Annotated in this window: 6 protein-coding genes; all 6 read left to right on the top strand. The window is 37.3% G+C overall.

What is annotated here, in order from left to right; genetic code table 11:
- Positions 1 to 235 precede the first annotated feature (235 nt).
- Entirely contained in the window at positions 236 to 577 is a 342-nt protein-coding gene (locus QZU83_RS10585; protein ID WP_295611948.1) for a hypothetical protein, read from the top strand.
- Positions 558 to 779: a hypothetical protein gene (locus QZU83_RS10580; protein WP_295611947.1), complete on the top strand. Its 222-nt coding sequence runs from the start codon at positions 558 to 560 to the stop codon at positions 777 to 779. Before QZU83_RS10585 ends, QZU83_RS10580 begins: the two co-directional genes overlap by 20 nt.
- Positions 776 to 910, top strand: a complete 135-nt coding sequence (locus QZU83_RS10575; protein WP_295114578.1) for a hypothetical protein — start codon at positions 776 to 778, stop codon at positions 908 to 910. The genes QZU83_RS10580 and QZU83_RS10575 overlap by 4 nt, the downstream gene beginning before the upstream one ends.
- Positions 911 to 944: 34 nt before the next feature.
- On the top strand, positions 945 to 1,508 hold the full coding sequence (locus QZU83_RS10570; RefSeq protein ID WP_295591559.1) for a hypothetical protein: 564 nt from the start codon (positions 945 to 947) through the stop codon (positions 1,506 to 1,508).
- 32 nt (positions 1,509 to 1,540) lie between these two features.
- Complete coding sequence (locus tag QZU83_RS10565; RefSeq protein ID WP_295611946.1) at positions 1,541 to 2,041, top strand: hypothetical protein; 501 nt, start codon at positions 1,541 to 1,543, stop codon at positions 2,039 to 2,041.
- A 10-nt stretch (positions 2,042 to 2,051) separates the two neighbouring features.
- On the top strand, positions 2,052 to 2,765 hold a 714-nt coding region (locus tag QZU83_RS10560; RefSeq protein WP_295611945.1), incomplete at its 3' end, for a hypothetical protein.

Raw genomic sequence — 2,765 nt, 5'->3', positions numbered from 1 at the left:
TGCTGAAATTCAGGAAACTGAAAACATCCGCAATGAAAAGGAATTCTTCGATTCATACAGAATCAAGATAATGAAACTGGACTAAACACGAATAAAAAATATTTAAAACACAAGAGAGGTCAAAAAATATGTTTGAACAAGAAATTGATGGCGTACAATACGTTACAGTCCCCAAAGAGCTATGGGACAAAATGTGGGAAATGTTTGATAAAATTGATCAAATAGGTGAATAGACATGAGCAGCTATTCACCGTTTGAAAAACATGATGCAGACCAATACGCATTACCTAACCAGTTCGAAGACAACTACCATGGCATCCTCACCCACAATGGCGAGATCAAAGTTGCCAAAGGTGATATGGAACAGGAAATCCTCTACATTGACGATGACGGTATCGTATTGGTGGATGGTGGCGAAAAAGCATACCAAACACTAATACACTCCAAGCTGTTAGGACTGATTCACTATGCAACTGAAGGTGATATTGGCTTAATCAAATTCATAAGAGGAGAAGCATTCATTGTCGGATTCAGGAAAAACAAACCGGAGGGCAAATATGGAACAAACACTTCTTGAGATGCAGGAAAATCTTACTGACGGATTATTCATTGAATTTGCATCCATTGATGAAGACTGTTATTATTCACTGACCAAATCCGATGAACTCAAATTCCTCGACGATAAAACAGTGCTCATACGCAGAAAAAGCGGAAGGCATACAATAATCAACCTGAATTGGATTATTGATATCCGCATCAAAAGGGGGTTATTTCAATGACCAAACCGGCAAGATTATATCCTAAAGAGGAACCGATGAACTTGAATCCCAAAGTAATCTTTATTGGGAGCATAATATTTGCTGTAATAATTGGCTGGATTGGTATAGCAACCAGCACCGGAGGAATCTAAAATGAATTCCTCCAATCAACATGAAGGTGATAAAATGGTAAAGGCAGAACTTATAGAAAACCCACAAGTTCCTGAAGAAACAGGATTAATAGCTGCAGACAACGTTCCGGATGTCGATGTAGCTATTGAACAGTGGGACGCTTATCAAAAACTATGTAAAGGATTATTAAACGAAACAGACTATCAAGAAATAATTGTTAAGGAAAAAGATGAAGACGGAAACTATGTTAAAGTGAAAAGACACTTCAAAAAGAAATCAGCATGGCAAAAGCTCTCAAGAGCATTCAACGTTGACACTACCATAGTTGACCGATCATTGGAAAGAACCAAAATGGGAAGAGTGCGTGAAGCCTACTACTGCGTAAGGGCAACACTGCCTAATGGCCGTAGCGTTGAATCAGACGCATTATGCTCCCGTTCTGAAAAAGGAAAAGACAAAGTCTCAGACCACACTATCATGTCCACTGCAAAAACACGTGCAACCAACAGAGCTATTGCAGAACTGATAGGAGCCGGAGAAGTCAGCGCTGAGGAAATGACAGCTGAAAAAGTGATAGCGCCAAACCAGTCAAAATTTCTAAAAGAGGACAATAGCTAATCCTCTTTAATATTTTTTAGGAGACAAATAAAATGAGTTTTGAAAATACTAAACAAACAATATTTACAGGTACAGAACTAGATTACGAAGAAATTGTAGAAATTCCAGACGGATATGAAAAAGCAGAATTGAAAGATTTTGAAGATGGAACATTAATCACCGGCAGGCCTGAAATGGCTTCAGTTTCATCATTCACTTTCGATGATGACGGTGAAGAAAAAACCGTTAACAGATTCAAATTATACATCTTCCAGGATGCTGACCAATTATATGTTGAAATCAATGTCAATCTTAAAAATGATGGAGACATTCACAAAAACGTCAGAAAAGGAAGCGTGTTATTTGATTTCTTAACCAGCATTCTTGAATTGGAAAATGCAGGTTCAGTTGGTAAATCCAATATTCTCAGAAATGTTGATCTTTCCGAATACCGTGAGTTCGTAAACAGATTATCTGAGATGACAATCCAAGTAAAGGAAAGATCCGGAACCTACACATTCTACAGTTTCATTGTGAGGGACGTTCAGGTATAAGGTAATTAAAATGAGTGAAGGAAGTTCAGCTATACAAATCAAAAAAGCTATTGGTAATGTTTATAAACCGGATTATGAGTTTACATACTTTAAAAACATTATCAGTGCTTTCTATTTGCAGGGTACAGACCCCGGCGTGGTTGAAAAGATTCTTAGAGAATTATACAACCACCTTCCTTCTCATGAGAAAACATTGGATGAAATCATCAAACTCTTCGAGGACATTTATTTGGGTGAAGAAAATCCAAATAGTGGGATAAAAGGCATTGAGAGATTCATATCAGATAACTATGACAAAAAGACCAGTATATTGGTAGGGCGTGAATTGAATAGGGCAATCATACCATATGATACCAATAAGATTTACAAACTCCAAACTGGCTCCAACAAATATATCGTTATGGACTACAGAAAGAATGAAGTCACTACACAGACTATAGAATGGAAAAAAGGAAATGAAGTGGCCGATTATACAAGGGTATTGCTTTGCTATCCACTAAAGATTACAATACATGACAATCCGATAAGTGAAGCAGGAAGAACATTCAGCATTGAATGGAAGACAATAGAAGGAGGGCATTTCCACACTAAAGACATGAACATTGTTGAAATGGAACAATACTTGGTGGAACATGGTTATGTTCTCTCACGTTACCAATTAAAGGAAGTGCTTCCAGGCATAATTCAAATAGCTATTGAAAACGATTTGGCAATCATGAAAACA

It is taken from the genome of uncultured Methanobrevibacter sp. (assembly GCF_902771435.1).
Lineage (GTDB): Archaea > Methanobacteriota > Methanobacteria > Methanobacteriales > Methanobacteriaceae > Methanocatella.
The sequence above is the reverse complement of the archived record's forward strand: the minus strand, read 5'-3'. Positions and strand labels throughout refer to the sequence as shown.

Coding starts and splice junctions, on each gene's coding strand:
- QZU83_RS10565 (WP_295611946.1), top strand. CDS start 1,541: ATGAGTTTTGAAAATACTAAACAAACAATATTTACAGGTACAGAACTA.
- QZU83_RS10575 (WP_295114578.1), top strand. CDS start 776: ATGACCAAACCGGCAAGATTATATCCTAAAGAGGAACCGATGAACTTG.
- QZU83_RS10570 (WP_295591559.1), top strand. CDS start 945: ATGGTAAAGGCAGAACTTATAGAAAACCCACAAGTTCCTGAAGAAACA.
- QZU83_RS10580 (WP_295611947.1), top strand. CDS start 558: ATGGAACAAACACTTCTTGAGATGCAGGAAAATCTTACTGACGGATTA.
- QZU83_RS10585 (WP_295611948.1), top strand. CDS start 236: ATGAGCAGCTATTCACCGTTTGAAAAACATGATGCAGACCAATACGCA.